This window comes from Terrimicrobium sacchariphilum, from assembly GCF_001613545.1.
GTDB classification, from domain to species: Bacteria; Verrucomicrobiota; Verrucomicrobiia; order Chthoniobacterales; family Terrimicrobiaceae; genus Terrimicrobium; species Terrimicrobium sacchariphilum.
On sequence record NZ_BDCO01000003.1, the window covers coordinates 707930 to 727690 of the forward strand.

Consider the following 19761-nt stretch of genomic DNA (forward strand, 5'->3'; position numbering starts at 1 on the left):
TGATCCTCAGATCGCCACAGCCTTTTTCTTTGTCTTTTTAACTGGTGCAGGTTTGTCGCCTCCCTGCACAAGAGCCTCTTTGATGAAGGGGGCGGTGCGGCTTTCCTTGCTGAAGGAGACTTCTTCCGGCGTGCCGGAGGCAATCACCTTTCCGCCCTTGGCCCCTGCCTCGGGGCCGACGTCGACGACATAGTCTGCCTCCGCAATGACGTCGAGGTGATGCTCGATCACGATGACGGTGCCGCCTTCATCGACCAGACGATGCAGGACCTGGATGAGCTGGCTGACATCATGTGCGTGGAGGCCGATGGTGGGTTCCTCGAGGATGTAGAGCGTCGACTTGCCCCGGCGCGTCGTCTTGATCTCCTCGGCCGTGGATGTGGCGCGACGGGTGAGCTGGGTGACCAGCTTGATACGCTGCGCCTCGCCTCCGCTGAGAGTAGGCGAGGGCTGGCCGAGCTTGAGATACCCCAGGCCGGTCTCGTTGAGGAGACTGAGTGCGCGGCGGATTTTCGGATGCGACCCGAAGAATTCCGCGGCCTGCTCCACCGTCATCTCCATGACGTCGCCGATCGACTTGCCGTTGTACTCGATTTCCAGGGTGGCGGAGTTGTACCGCTTGCCGAGACATTCCTGACACGGCATGTAGGCGGCAGGGAGGAAGTTCATCTCGAGCTTGATCACGCCCTGTCCCTGGCAGGCTTCACAACGCCCGCCCTCGGTGTTAAAAGAAAACCGGCTCGCGGAATATCCTCGCATGCGGGAGGCGGGAAGGTTGGCGTAAAGGCTGCGGATTTCGTCGAAGACCTTGATGTAGGTCGCAGGCGTGGAGCGTGAGCTCTTGCCAATGGGCGACTGATCCACCTCGAGGACCGCACCGAGTTCGTTGCATCCCGTGATCGAACCCCACGGCTGATCGAGTGGGAGCTTCCGGCGCGACGAGCGCGAAAGCGCGTCCTTGACCGCAGGCAGCACGATGCCGCGGACCAGCGTGCTTTTGCCCGAGCCGGAGATGCCCGAGACGACAGAAAGGCGGTTGAGAGGGAACTTCACGCTCACGTCCTTGAGATTGTGAAGATTGCCGCCGCGCAATTCCACCCAACCCGGCGCGACATCCAGCGCACGTCGCTCGCCGCGTGAAGGATGCCGCATCGGTTCGCGCAGGGTCTGGCCGGTCAGGGATTTCTTGTCGGCGAGTATGGTCTTGAGCGGTCCCGCTGCCACGATCTCGCCCCCCCTGCTTCCCGCTCTCGGGCCCAAGTCGATGATGTGATCGGCGCGACGCATGGTTTCCTCATCGTGCTCGACAATGACGAGGGAATTGCCATTCCCCGCCAGAGCTTCCAGGGCATCGAGCAGCCGCGAGTTATCCCGGGCATGCAGGCCGATGGTAGGCTCGTCGAGAACGTAGAGCACGCCACGCAGATTCGATCCGAGCTGAGCCGCAAGGCGGATACGTTGCGACTCTCCGCCGCTCAGTGTATTTGCAGCGCGATCGAGCGTGAGATAATCGAGGCCGACCTGGCTGAGGAATTTCAGGCGCTGCGAAATCTCCGCGAGGATGTCGTGCGAGATCTGCTCGGCGGAGCCGCGGAATTTGAATTTCCCAACCAATTCCAATGCGTCCGTGGCCGAGGAGCCTGTGATGCCCTCGATGGTGTGGCCTTGCAGATGCACCGCGCGTGCCACCTCGTTGAGCCGGGTTCCCTGGCAGATCGGGCAGGGGCGCGCCTCGGTTTCCTCGAGATTTTCATGGCTGCGTTCCTCTGCGAGTTCGGCCTCGAGTTCGGAATCGAATTCCTTCTTGGAAAACGACTCCCAGACCACTCCGAATCCCCGGCAGTGCGTGCACCAGCCATGCGGCGAGTTGAAGGAGAATAATCTCGGATCGAGCGGCTCGAAGGCACGGGCGCACGACGGGCAGTTCATTTCGGAGCTCAGGATGTGATACTCGCCTTTCGAATCCCGCACGCGGGCGGACCCCTTGCCGAGTTCGATGGCGCGGCGTACGATGGCGGGAATCTCCGAGGCATTGGAGGAATCCAGCTCACCGACCAATGCGTCGATGGTATGTTCTTTGAAGCGCTCGAGCTTGTTGAAATTTGTCACCCGCACGAGCTTTCCATCGACGAGCAGGGTGTCGATGCCCTGCCGCTCCGCCCAGAGGGCGATCTTGGAGTGGAAGCCCTTGCGTGCCTTGATCAGGGGAGCAAAGACCAGCGTCTTGCCCTTTTTGGCAAAGCCCTGCACCGTCGTGACGATGGCCGAGAGCGTTTGCTTCTCCACCGGCACATGGCAGTCCGGGCAATGCTGGGTGCCGAGTTTGGCAAAGAGCAGGCGCAGGAAGTGATAGATCTCCGTGACCGTGGCGACGGTCGACTTGCCTCCTCCGCGTGTCACTCGCTGCTCGATGGCCACGCTGGGTGGAAGCCCCTCGATGGAATCCACATCGGGCTTTTCCATCTGCTCGACGAACTGCCGGGCATAGGCCGACATGCTGTCGAGAAAGCGCCTCTGGCCCTCGGCGAAAAGAATGTCAAAGGCGAGGGTGGATTTTCCCGATCCGCTCAGGCCGGTCACGACGACGATCTTTTCGCGCGGAATCTCGACGGTGATGTTCTTGAGGTTGTGCTCGCGGGCACCCTGTACGCGGATGACGTCGAGAGCCTTCTTCGGCGTGGTGGCCCGGGCGACGGGAACCTTCTGGCCTTTCTTGCTGTTCAGCAACTGGGCCAGAAAGCGTCCCGTATGCGAGTCGGCGCATTTTGCCACGTCCTCTGGAGTACCTGCGGCTACGAGTTTGCCGCCCTGGTCGCCCGCCTCGGGGCCGAGGTCGACCACCCAGTCGGCGGATTTGATGACCTCAAGGTTGTGCTCGATCACGATCACGCTGTCGCCCTCGTCGACCAGGCGCTGGAAGACGCGAAGCAACTGCGCCACATCGTCGAAGTGCAATCCCGTCGTCGGTTCGTCAAAAATGAGCAGTGCGCCAGTCTCGCGCCGTTCCGCGAGATGGCTGGCAAGCTTCAGGCGCTGGGATTCTCCACCGCTGAGGGCATTCACCGGCTGGCCGAGACGCAGGTAATCGAGGCCCACATCGGCCAGGAGTTGCAGAGGCTGTACGATACGGGCATGGCCTGCGAAAAAACCGATGGCATCGCGCACGGTCATCTCCAGCACATCGTGTATCGACTTGCCCTTGTATTCCACCTTGAGCACGTGGGGCTGGAAGCGCTTGCCCTCGCACTCGGGGCATCGCAGGAAAAGGTCGCTGAGAAATTGCATCTCGACCTTTTCAAAGCCGAGACCGGCGCAGCGTTCACAGCGGCCATTGCCTGAGTTGAAGGAGAACGACGACGGCGAAAGCCCGGCGCCGAGCGACTCTGGCAGCGTGCCGAAAAGCTCCCGGACGCCGTCATAAACGCCGAGGTACACGGCGGGGGTTGAGCGAGGACTCCGAGCCAGTGGCGATTGATCCACCATGACGATGTCGCCAAGATCCTCATCGCCCTTGAGCGAGCGCACGTAACCCGGCCCGTCTGTTTCGTCGGGTGTTTCTGCGACGAGGTTGCGGTAGAGCACGTCGTGAATGAGCGAGCTCTTGCCTGATCCGGAGACGCCCGTAATGGCGCAGAATACGCCCAGCGGGATGTCGACATCCAGCCCCTGGAGGTTGTGATGCCGGATGCCTTTCATGCGGAGCGATTTCACTGACTTGCGGCGTTTGGCCGGAATCGGGATCGTCTTCTTGCCCGAGAGATAATCGCCGGTCAGCGACTCCTGCCCTTGCAGCTTCGTCAGCGGGCCGGAGTACATGAGTTTGCCGCCTGTGCTGCCGCGACCGGGGCCGATATCCACGAGATGGTCGGCGGCGCGAATGATCGCCTCCTCATGCTCCACCACGACGAGGGTGTTTCCCTTGTCCCGTAAAGCGTGCATGATCTCGACGAGACGGCTGGTGTCGCGCGGGTGCAGGCCCACGCTCGGCTCGTCCATGACGAAGAGGGTATTGACCAATGACGCCCCCAGGCAGGTCGTGAGATTTACGCGTTCGATCTCTCCACCGGAGAGCGTGCGGGTGGGGCGATCCAGCGTCAGATATCCAAGGCCGACGCTATCGAGGTAGTTCAGCCGTGAGGCGATCTGGTCCCGCAGCAGCAGAGAACTCGGATCACCCGTGGGCAGATTTACCTCGGCCATGATCTTGCGCAGATCACGCACCGGCGTGGAGGCGATCTCGGGCAGAGTGCGATGGGCGGGTTCCAGGCGATAATTCAGTGTCTCGGGCTGGAAACGGCCGCCCTTGCAGGTCGGGCAGGGCTGGTAGCTGCGATACCGGCTGAGCAGCACACGGATGTGCATCTTGTAGGTTTTTGACTCCAGCCAGTTGAAGAAACCCTGCACGCCGTACCAGCCGCCGTGCTGCCAGGATTCCTCGGGGTTACCGCCATCGCCCTCAAGGACCCACTTCTGGTCCGCCTCGGGCAGTTCGTCGAAGGCGATATGGACGTCGACATCCCGCTTGGCCGCAGCCCGCATGAGGTCGCGCTGGCATTCCTTGGACTGACCGCTCTGGAACGGTCGCACCACGCCCGCCGCGATGGAGAGCGACTTGTCCGGCATCACGCGGGTCCAGTCGATACCGATCACCCGGCCAAATCCGCGGCAATCCGGACAGGCGCCGAGCGGGTTGTTGAAAGTGAAGAGTCCCGGACTCGGCGGGCGGATCGTGATATCGCAGTGGGCGCAATGCCACCCCGACGAGTAGGGAAGTGTATTGCCGCCCTCCACAGGGTGGACGTCAATCTTGCCTGCTCCGAGACGCAGCGAGGCCTCGATGGCCTCGGAGAGACGACTCCGGTTTTCCTCCGTGACGGCGATGCGATCCTGGATCACCGGGACCACTGCGGGCAGACGCGGCATGCCTGGCGCCTCGTCGGTGCGAACCACCTTGCCGTAAAGCCAGACTCGCAGGTAGCCCTGCTGGCGGAGGAAATCGAAGAAATCAGCCGGTTTCGTGCCCGGAGGCACCGGAATTCCGAAGGTTACGAGCACCTGCTGGCCCGCCATCGTCGAGTAAATCTGCTCAAGGATCGAGGTGGGCGTTTCGGTGCGGATTTCCCGCTGGCATTCCGGGCAGAAGGCATGGGCCGCACGGGGAAAGAAGAGTTTCAGATAGTCGTTGATCTCCGTGATCGTGCCGACCGTCGACCGGGTGGTCTTGACGGAATTCGCCTGCTCGATTGCGATCGCGGGGGGGATGCCCTCGATGAGGTCCGCCTGCGGCTTGTCCATGCGGTCGAGGAACTGTCGCGTGTATGGGCTGAAGGTTTCCACATACCGCCGCTGGCCCTCGGCATAGAGGGTATCGAAGGCAAAGCTCGATTTGCCGCTACCGCTGGGGCCGGTCACCACGATCAACTGACCGAGTGGCAGATCTACATCGAGGCCTTGGAGGTTGTTTTGGCGGGCGCCGCGTACTCGAATCACAGAAGACACACCGTAGCATACGAAGGGAGGCAAGTCCTTGGAGGGATAAAATCATCCAAATGAAAAATTTCCTTCTTGCGCCAGACCTGCCGCCTGTCTTGCCTCCTGCGAGAACAGCCTCTATCCTCCTGCGCTTTCATGAGACGTGTCGCCGGATTTTTTCTCTGTTTGCTCCTGGCTGGATGTGGCGGCGGCAGCCGTGACTATGCGCCATCCTCGACGCCCCGGCAGGTCCGCATCGACTGGCTCGGCAACCAGACGTTTCTCTTTACGTCCAGTATCGGGCTGAAAGTCCTCGTCAATCCTCATGCCGACGGGACGGGTGGTCCCAATCTCCCTCGCAACCTTGCTCCTGACGTCCTCCTCGTCACCATGGAGAAACCTGCCTTTAACTCCGAGGACTCCATCACCAACACGCCCACCGCTTTCCGTGGAGCCATCGGGACGGGTCTCAATAATGCCTCGGGCATCCGCTTCCGGGGCGTGCCGACCTACACCGACGCGACCAAGGGCGAGAATATGAACCTCGTCTTCTCCTGGGCCATGGAGGGCATTCGGTTCTGTTTTGCTGGCAATCTCCCTGGTCCGCTCACCGGTGAGGAGGTCGCTCAGCTCGGTCAGATTGACGTTCTCTTCCTCCCGGTCGGCCAGCCTTCCTACCTCACAGACGAGGAACGCGTCCTCATCATCAACCAGCTTCACCCCAAGGTCGTCGTTCCCATGGGAACTCCTGGGGCCATCGAGTCCTGGATCGCCGGACGTGGCGGAGTTCATCGTCTCACCGGGCCATCCGTCCTTCTCAACGCAGCCAATCTCCCCGGACCTACCATTCTCGTTTTCGCACCGTGAAAATTCTCATCATCGGATCAGGAGGGCGTGAGCACGCCCTGGCATGGAAGCTCAAGCAGTCGCCTCGCGTGACGAATATCTACGTCGCACCCGGCAACGCGGGTACGGCGGAGATCGGTGAAAATGTCGCCATCGGCGCGGAGGATATTCCCCGGTTGGTGGAGTTTGCCGAGCGCGAGGGTATCGGATTTACCGTCGTCGGACCCGACGACTCGCTCGCTGCAGGCATCGTCGATGCCTTTCAGGCCAGGGGGCTGCGCGTCTTCGGCCCACCACAGGCCGCCGCCCAGCTCGAATCCTCCAAGACCTTCGCCAAGGAGTTCATGAAACGCCATGGCATTCCCACGGCGGAGTCGCGGGAGTTCACCTCCAGCCTGGAAGCGCAGGAATGGTGCAAGACGGCAAAATACCCGCTCGTGGTAAAAGCCGACGGCCTGGCGCTGGGCAAAGGCGTGGTCATTGCCATGACTCGCGAGGAGGCCGAGGAGGCGGTTTATCGCTCGATGGATCTCCTCGTTTTCGGTGAGGCGGGCAAAAAAGTGGTGATCGAGGAGTTCCTTACCGGGGTCGAGTGCTCGATCCACGCTCTCATCGATGGCGACTCCTACGTGCTCTTTCCGGATGCCAAGGACCACAAGCGAGCCCTTGATGGCGACCAGGGATTGAACACGGGCGGAATGGGTACCATCTCGCCATCGCGTACCCTCTCGCCAGAGCTGCGCGCAAAGGTAAAAACCGAGGTGCTCGATCGCTTTGTCGCGGGGATCAAGGCTGATGGGATTCCTTTCAAGGGCATGCTCTTCCCGGGCCTCATGATCACCGCCGACGGATTGAAGGTGCTGGAGTTCAACTGTCGCTTCGGCGACCCCGAGACCCAGGTGCTCCTTCGCCGTCTCCAGACCGATCTGCTCGACCTGTTGGAGGCCACGGTCGATGGCACACTGAAGGAAACCTCGCCCGCATGGGATGAGCGTGCGGCAGTGTGTGTGATTCTTGCCTCCGGCGGATACCCGGGGGCCTACGCCAAGGGCGCGGAAATCACAGGCCTGGAAAAGGCCGGAGAACAGAGCGATGTGGTGGTCTTTCACGCTGGAACGAAGAATAACGGCTCGGCCATCGTGACGAACGGCGGTCGGGTTCTCGGGGTCAGCGCCTTGGGCGGTGACCTGGAGGATGCGCGGCGGAAAGCCTATGCTGCGGGCGAAATAATCGCCTTTGACCAGAAGCAGTTTCGCAGTGACATTGGCGCAAAATGATACTCCGTGCTCTTCCGCTGGTGTTGGTGGCCACGGCGCCACTGCTCGCTCAGTCTCCCACACCCACTCCGAGCGCAACAGTGGCTCCCACGCCATCGGCGACCCCGGCGGAAAGCCCGACACCTGCGCCTTCACCCACGCCGATCCCGACCCTCCGGCAGAAGGTTAACAGCCTCAAGGACGACGACGTCTCCAAGGCTGTCGATGCGATCAAGCGGCAGTTTCTCGACGGGGAAAAAACCAGCGAGGCCGCTATGCAGCGCGCGTTGCTGGAGGGACTGCTCCGGCGCCTCGATCCAGGGGCGGAGCTGGTCGATTCCCGCGCCCGGCAGCAGGATGAAGGCACTCCCTTTCTCGCCGAGATCCTCGATGGCCATATCGGCTATATCCGGCTCGGCTCGATGGAGGCTGGTGTGCTTCCGCAGATGGACGCCGTCCTCACGGGCTTTGACCCCAAGAAGGTCGATGCCGTGATTCTCGACCTGCGCGAGGCGGCGCACGGCGGCAGCTACGAGGTGGCGGCGGATGTGGCCAGGCGGTTCTGCGCGAAGGGCAAGCTGCTCTTCACCGTTCAAAAGCCCAGCGCCAAACAGGAGCGCATCTTTACGTCAAACCAGGACCCGGCCTTTCAGGGCGTGATCGTGGTTCTCACGGATGCCGACACCTCCGGCCCTGCCGAGGCACTGGCCGCCACGCTGCGCCAGAATGCCGGAGCCATGATCATCGGTGCGCCGACGAAAGGCGGTGCCGCAGAGTTCTACGATAATGAACTCTCGGGCAATCTCGTCCTGCGAGTGGCCATCGCCCAGGTCATCGTCCCCGAGGCCGGGCCAATCTTTCCCGAGGGAGTGAAACCCGATGTCGCCATTGCCCTGCCTGCCGAGGTACAGGCCCAGATTTTTCGTGAATCAAAGGAAAAGGGCGTCAGCCAGTTCGTCTATGACGTCGAACGCAAGCGGCTGAATGAAGCTGCTCTCGTCGCAAATACCAACCCCGAGATCGATTCCGTCCAGAGCATCCAGCGCGAACGCGGAAAAGGCAACCCATTGCGAGATGGCGTGCTCCAGCGAGCAGTGGATCTGGTCACGGCCATCAATTTTTACAAGGCCAAGCAAAAGTAGCCGGCTTTTTTCCGAGCTAAGAATCGGCGCTTGCCTTAGCATTCCCGGAGTGCTAAGCGTCGCCCATGACTGATCAGCTTCCCCCGCTGGTTCAGAGACTTCGCGACAAGCTCAGCCGCTCGCGCGACTTCTCCATTTCCCTCGTCATCCACTTCATCATCATCGTTCTTCTAGGCGGGGTGATTATTACCAAGGTCGTACCCGAGCCGGAGCAGATTACGGGTACGATCGCGCCGGTTGCCGACGCAGTCCGCCCTCCGCCGACCGACAAAACGACCCTCAAGCAGGAGATGTCGCTCGATAAGTTGATCAACCCGGCTCCATCGAAAGATCAGCCAGACATCATTTTCAGCGAGCAGAAAAACCCCCAGGCTCCGATTTTTGTCAAGAGCATCGACATTCCTCCGCCGAACGCCGACCAGGTGCCGGCCGCCATTTCCAAAATGGAGAGCATAGCTCCATCGACCGTGAACGAGATCACGCCGGAGGTTCTCACGCAGCTTGCGAAGACTCAGCGCATCTGGATGGGGACGCCGGGCAAGGGCAAGCATGCCGAATACGATTTCACGGCCTTCATTGGTCAATACTCCGGGGGCAATTGGAACTCCACCGTGCGAGTCTCCAATGGCAAGATCGATGCGGGCAGCCTGCCCAATCTGCTCTATCTTATGAGCTCCTGGACGAAGGATCGCGTACGGACCAACTACACCAACGTTCGCGCCATCCGCCTCGATAGCGATGAACTCCTCAATGTTCGCCCGCCATTTATCTTCCTCACCGGAACGCGTGACTTTCAGTTGACCGAGAAGGAGGTCGAGAACCTGCGCGCCTATCTCAAGGTCGGCGGTTGTATCTGGGGTGACAGCTCGGTGCCGGGACAGCGGTCGCGCTTCGATCTCGCCTTCAAGCGCGAGATGCGCCGTGTGGTGGCCGATGTGGACAAGAATTTCGAGCCGCTTCCTGCTGACCATCCGCTGTATTCACAAGCCTACTTTAAGGACGTAAAACAGATGCCCGCTGGTCTGAACAACTATCGCCTCCCGATTTATGCCATGAAAATGTATGGCGAGGTCGCGATCCTCTACACGGCCAATGACTACGGCGACATGTGGCAGGTCGGTCTCGATCAGGATGGAAAGATCGACCTCGGGCGCAATGTCGCCGGGCAGTATGTCGCAACGAATCCCGCCATCTACGACCAGCGCGATGTCTACCTCCGCAATATCAATCGAGACTCACTCGAGGCATCATACCGCTTCGGCGCCAACGTCGTGATGCATCTCCTGACCCGCTGGCAAAGCAAGGTCGGCGAGGCGGCTACGTCGACATTGTAGCGTCGACAGGGGGTTATTCGGGATTTTCGAGCATGCGGCGATAGCCGGGGCCCGGAAAATCCACAGGGGCTCGTTCTCCCGTGAGAGCGAGTTGCCGGGACCTTGTTGAAAAGACAACAAAGCCGCCTTTCCAGGCTCCGACGAGATTTTTTCGTGAGGCATCGCTTGGTGACAGCGATGGCGTTGAGGAGAGGCTCAGGGTCAACTGCTCCGGTTTGGTGAGGGAGGCTCCGCAAAAGCTGCGCCAGTCAGACAGACCGTAAAGAGAACGGCTGTTTTCGTAACGGAGAGATAATGCCTTCACTTTTCGAAAAGCAAGAGGGGGGCTTGACCCATGGGATACACGCATCTACATGACATCCCGCCTCGGTTATGAAATCTGCTGGTAACAAAGATATTTTGAGGGGCCATGTGTTCATTGCAACCAGCCTCGATGGCTTTATTGCCCGCAGGGACGGTGATATCGGGTGGCTGGAGGAGAAGTCAATCAGCGCGGCTCGCCTCGACGGTGAAAATGAAGACCACGGTTACGCCGATTTCCTGGCGGGCATGGATGGAATCATCATGGGCCGCCGCACGTTTGAAAAGGTTCTCACCTTCGACTCGTGGCCCTTCGACAAGCCTGTGGTGGTGCTTAGTCGTTTTATATCAGCTGTAGATTTGCCGTCCGATATTGCGGGAAGGGTGACGATTCTTAATCAGCCTCCGAGGGCGGTGGCGGAGTATCTCGCAGGGCGTGGCTGGGAGCATGCCTACATCGACGGAGGACAGGTGATTCAGGCCTTTCTCCGCGAGGGGCTGATCGCGGATTTGGTGATTACGCGCATTCCCATTTTACTCGGAGACGGGCTGCCGCTCTTTGGAGCGATCGAGGATCATACCGAGCTTCGGCACCTCGGCACAAAGGCGTTTCCATCGGGATTTGTTCAATCGAGGTACAAGGTCCTGGGGTAGTCTGGCGGTGGATGCCGTCTTTTGTACCATGCACTTTCTGCTAGGTTGGAGGCAGCCATGGACTTCACCGCGAACATCGAGCGATTCACCGGCTTTGCCGATCACTACGATCAATTTCGGCCATCGCCGCCCGAGGCGCTTGCGGGATTGGTGGGGCAGTATCTCCAGATGGATCAGCCGCGACTGGTGGTGGACCTCGGCTGCGGGAGCGGGCTATCGACCCGATATTGGTCGGGGCGTGCGGAGGCTGTGGTCGGGGTTGATCCGACCGAAGCCATGCTGAATCAGGCGCGGTCTTTGGCGATGCCGTGCGTGCAATATCGCCTCGGCTTTTCTCATGCGACGGGGCTGGCGGATGAGTCCGCGGATATTGTGACCTGCTCGCAGTCCCTGCACTGGATGGACCCGCAGCCGACCTTTGACGAAGTGGCGCGTGTTTTACGGACAGGCGGGATATTTGCGGCCTATGACTACGACTGGCCGCCAGTGACGACCGCCCCTGAGGTGGACGTCCTCTACCGGGAATGCATGGAGAACGCCCGCAAGCTCGAAAAAGCGGCAGGTGTTTCCTCCGAAGTCCGGCGATGGGGCAAGTCGGGTCACCTGGCTCGCATGCAGGAGAGCGGGTGTTTCCGTTTTGTCCGGGAATGCACCCTCCATCACACCGATGAGGGAAATGCCGACCGCATCGTGGGGCTCCTTCTCAGCCAGGGACACGTGCAGACTTTGCTCAAGGCTGGTTTCACCGAGTCCGAACTGAGAGTCGATCAACTCCGGGAGATCGCAGGGAAGAGGCTCGGGTCTCATCCGCAACGCTGGTATTGGTCGTCGCGGGTGAGGCTGGGAGTGAAATGATCCCTTACCGGACGGCTTGACGAGAATGCCGGAGGAGCCACACCAGCGGCAGCCCGAGTGCGAGCAGTGCCAAGGCGGAGGGTTCGGGTACTGCGGTGTAGTAAACTGCGAAGACCTCGTTCGATGCTGCGGTTTTGCCGTTGTTGGGAGCATCTGCGGCGATGCCTCCGTAGATATATCCGAGCAAAGTGCCGTCGGTCAGCGCATCGAGATCGATCACGCCGTTGTCATACGTCGGCAGGCCGAGAACCGGAAAGAATTTCGCCTCGGCTCCGAAAAGGATCACTTTGCCTTCCGAGTCGAGGATCTGCGGCAACCCGCCTGCGTAGTATTGCGCGTAGTTGCCGTTTTCATCCCGGGTGATGGCGGAAATCTGCGAGGTGAAGGGAAACTCCGCGTCGTATGTGAGTGTCCCGGTGGTTGGGTTGTAGGTATTGGCGGTGATGCCGCCAAAGAAGAATTCCGTGAACTCGCCGGTTGCATTCGAATACAGGCCGAGCTTGGCTGCATCATAGTTGCTCATGGCTTGTTTGAAGGTCGCCGGGTTGCTGGGATCGGCCATCACGGGCACGCCGTCCGCACCGATTTCCACCGGCACGGTCCATACGCCCTCTCCATTGTAGAATACGCCCGAGTACGCGATCAGCCCAGCCACAGGAGCGCCACCCTCAGGATTCTTGGACAGCGACGGGGCGACGTTCAGATCGCGGCGGCGAAATTGCGTGGGATCGCCGGGCCCGGGGCTCACTTGCGTCTCGGTATACCCCAGCGTGCCGTTTTCTTTATTGTAGTCGATGGTGAATGAGCGGACCTGCGACGTGTAGGTGCCATTCGATCCGGGCGTGTAGGGACCCTCAAAATCCTGTCCGAAGACGAGCTGCACCGTGCTGCCGGTCTGGTACATTTCTCCGCCTGTCACCGCAAAGAAGCCTCCGGTGTAGGAGCCGTTGCTGCTGGTCCCTCCGGTGGTCTGCAGCACGCTGTTCGCGGCCAGAGAGGAGGTTTCGCCTTTGACCCAACTCACCACATCGGCCACGTCGATCGCTGTGAGCGTGTTGTAGGTGGTGAAGTTATTCGCGGTCGAGTCGTAGACGTAACCGCCGGAGACGAAGAGCGTACTCCCCTGCGTGAAACTCTGGGTGGCTGTTGCCGACAGGCTACTAATGATCGAGTCGCTGAGGCCGGAGGAGGAAAGCGATTTGCTCCACGTCTGCTTCGTCACCGGATCAACCACCCAGATCTCGGTGTTTTGCGATGCGGGCGGAAAATTGACCGTGCCGCTGTTGGTGAAGCCATGGAGCCCGTTGGTGCGCCCGGCGAGCACCACCCATTCGTCGCCGTAGGACGCCGAAGCAAAGGACTGGAGCGTCGGCACGGAAGCCGTTCCCATGTCATATTGCTGGACCGACAGGGTGTACGCTCCATTCCAGTTCGTGACGGGGGAAAAGATCGAGGTCTGGTTTTGGGCTATTGCCAGGCCGGCACTGGCTCCGAGCACGAGGGCGCATATCCGTGGGGTCATGGCTCGGCACCGTAAATACTGGCGGCTAACTGGCAATATTTATCGCGGTGACATCGACCGTTTTGTCGGTCGGAGAACTAGTTGGGGCAATCTATGCCTTTCGCACGAAGCAAGCCTTCAGCCCGACGGCCATCCCGTCGATTTTGCAGGAGATCTCGTGATCGCCGTCGACGAGGCGGATGGGCTTGGTCTTGGTGCCTCCCTTGAGCACCTGAGCGCCCTTGAGCGGCAAATCCTTGATGAGCACCACGCAATCGCCATCGGTCAGCACATTGCCGTGGGCGTCCTTGACGATTCGCCCAGCAGGAGCCTCTTCTTCTCGCGCCCATTCGTGTCCGCAGGTCATGCATTCCCAATGGTCTGCGTGCTGCAATACGTCATTCATTTCACACTCCGGACACGTTTGTTGACTCATAAAGGACGAGTATCCTATCGGTTTGCTGGATAGAGTGCAATCTCCTTATATACCATGGTGAGCGACCATCGGGCAGATGAAAGAAAAGGGGTTCACCCGCGCTCTCTGGAATTCAGCCTCCTGCTCGCGAGTGAGCGGTGATAATTCTGGGGGAGTCCGGCTAGAGCGCCGAGATCGACCACATCTGGCTGTTCCAGTTGCCGAAGGTCCACTGCTCGACCTTGGCCCCATCCGCTGTGGAACTCCCGGAGACATTGAGGGATTTGCCACTCTTGAGGCAGGTTAGCTGGTAATATCCCGAGCTTAACTTGGTCGCGAGCCACGTCTGGCTGTCAGTTCCACTCACGGGGCGGATCTCAATTGTCGCGCCGTTGTCAGTGGATGCATTGGTGACATCCAGGAATTTTCCGCTTTGCACGCTACGGATGAGGTATTGGTCCGTTCCGTAGGGCTGAAAGACCCATTTCTGGCCGTCAGCGTCGGCAAAGGTGCGTTGCTCGATCAGAGTTCCATCCGCACTGCCCCCGCCGGTGACGGTGAGTGCTTTTCCACTGCCCCGGTTGACGATTTTGTAAATGCTGTTTTCGGTGAATGAGGTCGTGGCCGGTGGAGTTTCGATGATCCACTTCTGGCTGGCCCAATCGGAATACGTCCACTGCTCGATCTTTGCCCCGTCGCTGGTCGAGCTGCCCGAGACATTGGCGGATTTGCTGCTGTTGTAGTTTGTGATGCGAAATGCGCCGCCGGTGGGAACCACCACCCATGTCTGGCTGGTTATGGCGGACTTTGCATTGACCTGAAGGAATGCGCCATTGGCGGTGGAGGAGCCGGCGACATCGAGCGCTTTGCCGGTATCGGAGTTCAGGACGAGAAACTGATTGTTTCCCATGGGGAAGAACGTCCACTTCTGCGTGAGCAATCCGCTGTAGGTTCGCTGCTCCACCCCTGTGCCATCAGGGGCGGTGGAGGAGGATACGGTGAGCGCCTTGCCGCTGTTTTGATTCATGATGCGGTAGGTCTTTCCGGCTTCGACCGATTTGATATCCCAAAGACCCGTTTCGGTATCGATCCGCCATTTTTGCACGCCATTGAGGGTGGGCGTGCCAGCGGAATCGAAGGTCAGCGGATACCAGCCATTTTTGCCGATACCTTCGCCCGTCTGCTGACTGTAGCGGTCGCCGCAATAAACATACGTGGTACCCTGGGCGCCGGTCACCGGCATGATAAAGTCGTTCTGGGTGTTGAAGGAGTTCGAACTGTAGGGACTGGTCGCCAGCAGGATCTTGGGTGCAGAGGCCATTCCCGCCAGCGTTGCGGACTTCTGGTACTTTGTAGCGGTCGAGTGCCAGCCATCGGTCCATGAAGTGAGGAGGTAGTAAAAGCCGTCCTTTTTGACAATGGCAGGGGCCTCCCGGTGGTCGCCTCCGTTGTTCCACTCGGCCACGACGGATTCCAGGCCGAGGTAGTCCGAGGTGAGCTTCACGATCTTCATGCCGCCGTTGTAATTGGTGGATGTCGGATCGGTGACGGCCAGGAGATAGGCGTCGCCATTGGCATCCTTAAAGACCGAGTGATCGCCCATGGTATTGCCAAACACCATGTCGGTGATCCCCTGGCGGACGAAGGGGCCTGCCGCCTTGTTGGAGGTAAAAAAGACGACGCAATTACGCCCGGTCGATCGCGGCCCCTCGGTGATCATGACGTAGCGGCCTGTACGAGCATTGTAGAGCACGTCTGGCCGCCCGTACCAGGAGTTGCCGTGATAGACGATTCCCTGATAGGCCCAGTGGACGAAATCGGAGGAGGTATAGAGACGGACATCGTTCTTTTTGATGTCATAGCCATACCAGTAGAAGACCTTCCCGACTTTGATCATGCTTCCACCCTGGGCAATGATTTCCTGCCCCGAAGTATCCAGCCAGATGGTGTCGTTGACGATTTCCTGCGGGGCGGAGGACGCGGAATGAAGGCAGAAAAGCAGCGCCAGGAAGATAAGGCGGAGGGTGTTCATAAAGGGGTGCGTGATTTATATATCGATAGATTATATGTTTTCAATGGATTTAATTTGACGTGTGTCGAGCGGTTTTTGCACTGTAAACGGGCGTACGTTCCTCCCTATGCGATTACTGGTGACACTTTTCTCGCTGGCGCTGCTGGTGCCTCACGGCAGGGCAGCCACACTGATCGGCTCCGTCGTGGAGATTTCCCGCAAAATACCTTCGGATGGGTTTTACTGGGGGCCGGTTTCCGTGTTGGTGACTGGTACCGATTCAGACCGCACCTCAGTAAGCGATGGTAACAATATGGCCATTATGCCGCGGGCCAATAGCATCGTCTTCATCCTGGGGCCTGAAGGAGGTGCCGGCGGAGGAGCCGAGGATCATCGGATGCTCGTGTCGGACATCCAGTGGTTTGGGGAGTCCGAGTTGGAAATCGCCTCCATCGCGGTGACATCCGATCTTCCCTGTTTCAATCCCTCCTTGGTGACCTTCGATGGACGATCTGTTTCACTCTGGATTGGCAGCCTGGAGTGGGATGGCGGGGAAACCGTGGAGGTAACCCTCACGCCAACGGCTGTGCCCGAGCCTTCCACCGTATTTCTGATGGCTGGCGCTCTGGCACTTGGAATCTGCTGGCTGGGGCGTCGCCAGCCGGGGACTTGAGAATGACGAGCTAGCCGCCCCAGCGGCTGCCTTCGCTCAAAGCGGGAATCCAGCCATTGGTCGGACATTTGGAGTAATCGGTCTTGCCCACAGCGCCGATCATGCGTTTGCCGGTGGCGGCACGCCACAGCTTGCTCATGCTCTCGCCGGTGTAGCATCCCCAGCTTTTCACGAGGGCATCCTTGGTGAAGAGGCCGCGATGGATGGCGCTGAGCTGGGACTCATGCAGGTATCCCTTCGATGCGCTGTCGATCTCGTTGCTGTAGTCGAACATGAAGCACGCACGATTGGAGTGGCCGTAGTAGTCGAAGGTCGCGATCTTGACCTGACCGCGAGGCTGACCGGCATTGAGGTAGTTGATCACATCCTGGCCCGACTTGATCCAGACGAGGTTCACGTTGTACTTGTCGCGAACACTGACGATGTTGCTGATAAGATCGGTTTTGTCCTGCTGACTACGGCGATCGTAGGCAGGACGATAGACGAGCCAGGTGATCCTGGCGGTCGGGCCATACTGCTCGCGCAGTTGCTGAATCCGGACACGAGCGGAGCGGATGAAATTGCCCCACCAGCGGTCATGGGGTTCCGCCTTGAACTTTTCCCACTCGATCAGCGATGGCCCGCCGCTTACGACGATGTACTCCCGCTGGACTTCCGCCTGGGCCAGGGCTGCGCAGGCCAGAAAGGTGAGGAGGAAAAGGCGCAGAAATTTCATCCCATGAGAATTGCCGCCTCGCGCCGTCGCGCAAGTGGAAAAAGCCGAAAAACCGCCTTTCTCAGGGTAGAAAGTTTCCCTAGACCAGCGGCACGGCGTCCAGAAGGGCACGGCAGCGGCGACAATATGCAGCGACATCATCCGCCAGCAGGATGCCGGAAACGATGACCACGCGTTTCGCCCCAGCGGCGAGCACGGTCTCGAGATTCTCGAGTTTCACCCCGCCGATGCAGAAGATCGGGTGCCGGACCAACCGATGCACCTCGGTGATCTCGGCGGTGCCTATCGGGGTGTAGTCCGGCTTGGTCGGAGTGGCAAAGAGCGGGCCGAACCCGATGTAATCCAGATCCTGTACGCCGGCGGCGGTCGCCTGGGCGACGCTGTGGGTCGATTTTCCGAGGAGTACATTGCCAATGATCCCCCGGGTGGCCTCGACGGCGAGGTCATCCTGTCCCACATGCGCGCCATCGGCCCCCGTGGATTGCACGAGGTTCGGATGGTCGTTGATGATGAATGGCACCCCTGCGGAACTGGTGAGAGCGGCGACTTCTTTCGCCAGCCGCTCGATGAGCTCCAGAGGCTGGTTCTTGGCGCGGAGTTGCAGGATCTGCACTCCGCCGTCGATCATGCGTCGCGCCATATCGGGCGCGACCTCGGCGGCGACGTAGGAAAGATCGAGGATGCCGTAGAGCCGGGCCTCGGAGACAGCCCGGCGGGCGGCGGTTATTTCCACAGCGGGGTCGGGTACTCGCCCGACGCGTGGAGCCTGGCGAGGGCTTCGGTCACGAGCGGCTTGTCCTCGCGGTAGGTCACGCCGAACCACGGGGCATTCGTCGGCAGCACCTCAAGCGTGGCCTTGCCCTGCTCGGTGAGCTGGCCGAGGGCGGTCGGGATGTAGCACTCTGCCTTCAGGTCGCTGCTGTTCGCGGTAAGGAAGTCGCCGAGGATTGTCTCGAGTTGCGGGAATACGGCGGGTGTGAGACCCCAGAAGTTCATCGAGACGGGCTCGCTGCCGGTGAAGGTCTTTTCGCCGCTGTCGGTCTTTTGGAAAATCTTTCCCTCGGTGTGCTCGATGGCGGTCCACTCGACGATGGAGGTGAGCTTGTTGGCCGCATCCACCTCGCAGACACCGCGTGCCACGGAGCCGTGATCGGAGAGCGTATTATCGAGGCGATAGCCGGCCATCGCGTAATCTGTGCTGGCCGCCGTCTTGTCGCGGAGGAACTTCGCCAGCACCTCGTACGAACCGACACCGTAGAAATCATCGGCATTGATGGAAACAAACGGACCGTCAAGCACCTCGCGGGCGCACCATACGGCATGGGCGGTGCCCCAGGGTTTTTTACGATCGGCCGGTACAGTGAAGCTGCCGGGCAGCGAGTCGAGCTGCTGGAAGGCGTAGGCCACATCGATGCGGCCCTCGTAGCGCGAGCCGACCTTGGCCCGGAACTCCTCCTCAATGTCGCGGCGAATCAGGAATACCACGCGGTCAAAACCGGCGCGCATGGCGTCATAGACCGAGTAGTCGAGCAAGGTTTCCCCCGATGGTCCCATGGGATCGACCTGTTTCAGGCCTCCATAACGGCTGCCCATGCCTGCGGCGAGTACGAGAAGAGAGAGAGAAGACATCGGGCGTGTGTTTTCTCCGATTGCGCCCCCTCTGGCAAGCCGGGGATACGACACCCCACGGCGAAAACGTTAATTCAAAGGCCTTTCCCCGTGCTGCCGCATGGCCCGAGGACTCGATCCAAAGTGCTTCCGGAAGGTTTTGGAGAAGTGAAAGGCATCCTCGTACCCCACCTGCCGGGCGATTTCCGATACGGTCATGTTGTGATCGGAAAGCAGATGCGCGGCGCGGTGCATTCGATGCTGGATGAGGCATTCCATGGGAGCGAGGCCGAAGGTTTTTCGAAACTGAGCGGAGAAATGCGATGGCGACATGCCCGCCATGGAGGCGAGTTTCTCCAGAGTGATGGGGTGATCCGGCACGGCGGCGATGAGACGATGCACGGCCAGCAGGCGCTCCGGCACCTGAATGCCGGAATCGACTCCCCGCAACTGGCGGGCGAGTTCTCGAAAACAATTTTCCAGGAGATTTCCGATAAGGATTTCATCGGGCGGCATGTAGGACACGACCTCGGCGTGGACATCGAGGAGGGTTTGCTGGAAGTGCGAGATGTTTCCGACCGGGAACGGTTCCGCCAGCGGAAGTCGGGCCTGGCGCAGGGCCTGGCGGATGCGGCGGCCTTCACAATGAATCCACGAGTGAACGAAGCCCTGCCGGGGATTGCCATAAAACTGCCCCTTGCCGGGTGGCCAGACCATCATGGTGTCCGGGCGGTCCGTGGGCTGCATGACCGGGGAGGTGCCGATCTGGGCTTCATCATGGAAGAGCATGATCAGGTAGTCACCTGTTCCCTGTGGACGTTCGACAAGACACGCCGGCATAGCCTCTCGAATGCCGATCCCGCGCACGCTGACAGTCTTTGAGCCGAGCGGCTGCGGAGAGAAGAATCGCTTGAAGCCCATACCGGGGAAGGCGGAAGGGCGATTGCGGGAATGGGCGAGTTCCGACGGATTCATGGAG

General features: G+C 60.1%; 15 protein-coding genes. 7 read left to right on the forward strand and 8 right to left on the reverse strand.

Annotated features, from left to right (window positions below):
• Nucleotides 1–6: 6 nt before the first annotated feature.
• A complete protein-coding gene (gene uvrA / locus TSACC_RS20740; protein WP_075081477.1) occupies nt 7–5499 on the reverse strand; it encodes an excinuclease ABC subunit UvrA in 5493 nt (1830 codons plus the stop codon).
• A gap of 129 nt (nt 5500–5628) precedes the next feature.
• Between uvrA and TSACC_RS20745 the strand changes: the two genes are divergently transcribed.
• The 6 genes from TSACC_RS20745 to TSACC_RS20775 all read left to right on the forward strand — a co-directional run bounded on the left by TSACC_RS20745 (nt 5629) and on the right by TSACC_RS20775 (nt 11859).
• Nucleotides 5629–6339, forward strand: coding sequence for an MBL fold metallo-hydrolase (locus TSACC_RS20745; RefSeq protein ID WP_075081350.1), 711 nt, complete (start codon nt 5629–5631; stop codon nt 6337–6339).
• The gene (purD, locus tag TSACC_RS20750; RefSeq protein WP_075081351.1) at nt 6336–7595 is read left to right on the forward strand and encodes a phosphoribosylamine--glycine ligase; all 1260 of its coding nucleotides are present in this window, start codon (nt 6336–6338) and stop codon (nt 7593–7595) included. Before TSACC_RS20745 ends, purD begins: the two co-directional genes overlap by 4 nt.
• A complete protein-coding gene (locus TSACC_RS22595) occupies nt 7592–8716 on the forward strand; it encodes a S41 family peptidase (protein WP_075081352.1) in 1125 nt (374 codons plus the stop codon). The genes purD and TSACC_RS22595 overlap by 4 nt, the downstream gene beginning before the upstream one ends.
• Before the next feature lie 65 nt (nt 8717–8781).
• A complete protein-coding gene (locus TSACC_RS20760) occupies nt 8782–10050 on the forward strand; it encodes a DUF4159 domain-containing protein (RefSeq protein ID WP_075081353.1) in 1269 nt (422 codons plus the stop codon).
• 396 nt (nt 10051–10446) lie between these two features.
• Nucleotides 10447–11004, forward strand: coding sequence for a dihydrofolate reductase family protein (locus TSACC_RS20770; protein ID WP_075081478.1), 558 nt, complete (start codon nt 10447–10449; stop codon nt 11002–11004).
• A gap of 57 nt (nt 11005–11061) precedes the next feature.
• Nucleotides 11062–11859, forward strand: coding sequence for a class I SAM-dependent methyltransferase (locus tag TSACC_RS20775; protein ID WP_075081355.1), 798 nt, complete (start codon nt 11062–11064; stop codon nt 11857–11859).
• Between the two features lie 4 nt (nt 11860–11863).
• On the opposite strand, the gene TSACC_RS20780 is transcribed toward TSACC_RS20775, so the two are convergent.
• From TSACC_RS20780 to TSACC_RS20790, 3 genes are all read right to left on the reverse strand, one after another.
• Nucleotides 11864–13381, reverse strand: a complete 1518-nt coding sequence (locus tag TSACC_RS20780) for a PEP-CTERM sorting domain-containing protein (RefSeq protein ID WP_084400734.1) — start codon at nt 13379–13381, stop codon at nt 11864–11866.
• Between the two features lie 91 nt (nt 13382–13472).
• On the reverse strand, nt 13473–13796 hold the full coding sequence (locus TSACC_RS20785) for a zinc ribbon domain-containing protein YjdM (protein ID WP_075081357.1): 324 nt from the start codon (nt 13794–13796) through the stop codon (nt 13473–13475).
• Nucleotides 13797–13956: 160 nt separating this feature from the next.
• The gene (locus tag TSACC_RS20790) at nt 13957–15807 is read right to left on the reverse strand and encodes an RICIN domain-containing protein (protein WP_075081358.1); all 1851 of its coding nucleotides are present in this window, start codon (nt 15805–15807) and stop codon (nt 13957–13959) included.
• 106 nt (nt 15808–15913) lie between these two features.
• On the opposite strand from TSACC_RS20790, the gene TSACC_RS20795 reads away from it, so the two are divergent.
• Nucleotides 15914–16459 (forward strand): PEP-CTERM sorting domain-containing protein, encoded by a 546-nt coding sequence (locus TSACC_RS20795; protein WP_084400735.1) that lies wholly within the window; start codon nt 15914–15916, stop codon nt 16457–16459.
• A 10-nt stretch (nt 16460–16469) separates the two neighbouring features.
• On the opposite strand, the gene TSACC_RS20800 is transcribed toward TSACC_RS20795, so the two are convergent.
• The 4 genes from TSACC_RS20800 to TSACC_RS20815 all read right to left on the reverse strand — a co-directional run bounded on the left by TSACC_RS20800 (nt 16470) and on the right by TSACC_RS20815 (nt 19757).
• Nucleotides 16470–17174: a hypothetical protein gene (locus tag TSACC_RS20800; RefSeq protein ID WP_075081360.1), complete on the reverse strand. Its 705-nt coding sequence runs from the start codon at nt 17172–17174 to the stop codon at nt 16470–16472.
• 79 nt (nt 17175–17253) lie between these two features.
• Entirely contained in the window at nt 17254–17907 is a 654-nt protein-coding gene (gene thiE, locus TSACC_RS20805; protein ID WP_202816023.1) for a thiamine phosphate synthase, read from the reverse strand.
• The gene (locus TSACC_RS20810; RefSeq protein WP_075081361.1) at nt 17898–18803 is read right to left on the reverse strand and encodes a nucleotidyltransferase family protein; all 906 of its coding nucleotides are present in this window, start codon (nt 18801–18803) and stop codon (nt 17898–17900) included. Before TSACC_RS20810 ends, thiE begins: the two co-directional genes overlap by 10 nt.
• 69 nt (nt 18804–18872) lie before the next feature.
• Nucleotides 18873–19757, reverse strand: coding sequence for a helix-turn-helix transcriptional regulator (locus TSACC_RS20815; RefSeq protein WP_075081362.1), 885 nt, complete (start codon nt 19755–19757; stop codon nt 18873–18875).
• Between the last annotated feature and the right edge of the window lie 4 nt (nt 19758–19761).

What these genes read in the sequence shown, in the direction of transcription:
- TSACC_RS22595 (WP_075081352.1), top strand. Translation starts at nt 7,592, where the DNA reads ATGATACTCCGTGCTCTTCCGCTGGTGTTGGTGGCCACGGCGCCACTG.
- TSACC_RS20760 (WP_075081353.1), top strand. Translation starts at nt 8,782, where the DNA reads ATGACTGATCAGCTTCCCCCGCTGGTTCAGAGACTTCGCGACAAGCTC.
- TSACC_RS20780 (WP_084400734.1), bottom strand. Translation starts at nt 13,381, where the DNA reads ATGACCCCACGGATATGCGCCCTCGTGCTCGGAGCCAGTGCCGGCCTG.
- TSACC_RS20790 (WP_075081358.1), bottom strand. Translation starts at nt 15,807, where the DNA reads ATGAACACCCTCCGCCTTATCTTCCTGGCGCTGCTTTTCTGCCTTCAT.
- TSACC_RS20810 (WP_075081361.1), bottom strand. Translation starts at nt 18,803, where the DNA reads ATGTCTTCTCTCTCTCTTCTCGTACTCGCCGCAGGCATGGGCAGCCGT.
- TSACC_RS20745 (WP_075081350.1), top strand. Translation starts at nt 5,629, where the DNA reads ATGAGACGTGTCGCCGGATTTTTTCTCTGTTTGCTCCTGGCTGGATGT.
- TSACC_RS20815 (WP_075081362.1), bottom strand. Translation starts at nt 19,757, where the DNA reads ATGAATCCGTCGGAACTCGCCCATTCCCGCAATCGCCCTTCCGCCTTC.
- TSACC_RS20775 (WP_075081355.1), top strand. Translation starts at nt 11,062, where the DNA reads ATGGACTTCACCGCGAACATCGAGCGATTCACCGGCTTTGCCGATCAC.
- TSACC_RS20785 (WP_075081357.1), bottom strand. Translation starts at nt 13,796, where the DNA reads ATGAGTCAACAAACGTGTCCGGAGTGTGAAATGAATGACGTATTGCAG.
- TSACC_RS20800 (WP_075081360.1), bottom strand. Translation starts at nt 17,174, where the DNA reads ATGAAATTTCTGCGCCTTTTCCTCCTCACCTTTCTGGCCTGCGCAGCC.
- TSACC_RS20795 (WP_084400735.1), top strand. Translation starts at nt 15,914, where the DNA reads ATGCGATTACTGGTGACACTTTTCTCGCTGGCGCTGCTGGTGCCTCAC.